At 43.7% G+C, this 1,113-nt stretch carries 2 protein-coding genes; one reads left to right on the top strand and one right to left on the bottom strand.

Features of this window, described 5'->3' with window-relative positions; genetic code table 11:
- A partial coding sequence (tnpB, locus tag KCG35_RS25540) for an IS66 family insertion sequence element accessory protein TnpB (RefSeq protein ID WP_215822669.1) occupies positions 1 to 240 on the top strand: 240 nt, incomplete at its 5' end.
- Between the two features lie 46 nt (positions 241 to 286).
- On the opposite strand, the gene KCG35_RS25535 is transcribed toward tnpB, so the two are convergent.
- Positions 287 to 1,113, bottom strand: an 827-nt coding sequence (locus KCG35_RS25535; protein WP_215822668.1) for an IS66 family transposase, incomplete at its 5' end; no start/stop codon positions are given.

Below are 1,113 nucleotides of genomic sequence, written 5' to 3'. Positions count from 1 at the left end.
AGTGGAACTATTTTTGTGTTTACCAATAAACGACGCATTGCGGTTAAATTATTAGTCTACGATGGCCAAGGATTTTGGTTATGCATGAAACGGTTTTCACAGGGCCAATTAAAATGGTGGCCTAAAGCGGACACGCGCACGTACACTCTCAATGCACAAGCCTTACAGGTGTTGCTGTACCAGGGCCATCCACAGCGTGCAGCCATGAGTGACGATTGGAAACCCATTGTCGCCAAATAATTTAGTGTTTTTTTTAAATGAATTTAATGTCGCATTATTTTTTTAATTAAGCCGCTAAATCCTCTTGGGGGTTATTAATTATGTTTAACGTTTCCTGATAACACCAAGGCAACCACTGTTTAGGTGATTGTTTAACGCATTCCGCATGGATTTGTAGATCCGTTAAATAATCAATGGGATTTATTCCATTATGTAATGCCGTATAAATCACCGACATGAGGACACTCCCGACATGACCGCCATTAAGCGTTTTATAAAACAGGCTATTATTGCGTACACGAATAGCTAGTTTTAACGCTCGTTCAACCCGGTTGGTATCGAGGGGCACACCTTCATGGGTTAAAAATCGCGTTAACGTTTCCCAGTGTTTTAACCAATAGTGGTAGCTTTTACCTAAAGGACTATTAGGCTCTGCTTTACGTTCAGCTATTTGCTGTTCCATCCAGGCTTTGAGGTTGGCCATTAATGGACCACTGTGCTTCTGATGGTACTTCAGTCGCGCTTGGGGAGATACGTTAGCCTCTTGGCATTTAGCTTCGTGAGCATAGACCGCACTGACTGTATCCAGCACCCTTTTGGCTTGGTCAGGATAATAGCTTTCTAAATCGATAAATTTACGCCGACCGTGTACCAGGCAATGGCAGACGATAGTGCTTAACGCATCATCCACTTGGTTGTTACTTAATGCATCACAGGCTTGCATGACAGGAGGTAAGGACTCATCCCGCTGTGCTAAAACCTCAGTTAAGTTTTCACCGGCATGGTTTAGACTGGTGATAAAAAGCGTCAAGGGATGATCATTGTAGTCTCCCACGAGTCCTGTGGTATAGGTGCCTTTACGGTCAGGACGTTGGGGATCATGCTCTTTTTGGG

Source organism: Zooshikella harenae, assembly GCF_018837975.1.
In the GTDB taxonomy this organism is placed as follows: domain Bacteria; phylum Pseudomonadota; class Gammaproteobacteria; order Pseudomonadales; family Zooshikellaceae; genus Zooshikella; species Zooshikella harenae.
The sequence above is the reverse complement of the archived record's forward strand: the minus strand, read 5'-3'. Positions and strand labels throughout refer to the sequence as shown.